At 42.8% G+C, this 428-nt stretch carries 1 protein-coding gene; it reads left to right on the forward strand.

Annotated features, from left to right (window positions below):
- The coding region (locus B5P40_RS33965) for a hypothetical protein (RefSeq protein ID WP_258402222.1) at window positions 1–428 on the forward strand (428 nt) is incomplete at both ends.

Genomic DNA, 428 nt, shown 5'->3' on the forward strand with positions numbered 1-428 from the left:
ATCGCAGGGAACGGTACATATATTCGGGAAACAATACAAGCCCCTGGCCTTCCAAAAAAAGGAAATACGAGTATGTGAAACATGCTACCAGATTGAGTGCCTCCAAAAAAACAAATGTGGCAAGATTGCCTGCTACATATGCAGTGAAGCTCACATGGCCGACTCATGCCCAAAGAAGAATAAGGATGAGCCTAAGTGCATTACATGCCAGGAAGAGGGACATTGGGCCATCCAATGCCCATGGCGTTACCTGTAAATCAAGATTCAATAAAGCAAATATGACAAAGGGCCACAAAAAGATGAGCAAAATGCAAATTGAATTTACCTACACTGAAAGCCGCAGTTATGACATGCTGAAGGAGTACACAAAGACTGGCAGATTGTGGTTTGTTTCATTATACAGGAAGGCCAAGATCTTATATTGCACC

This window comes from Bacillus sp. SRB_8, assembly GCF_003264205.1.
Taxonomy (GTDB): domain Bacteria; phylum Bacillota; class Bacilli; order Bacillales; family Bacillaceae_G; genus Bacillus_A; species Bacillus_A mycoides.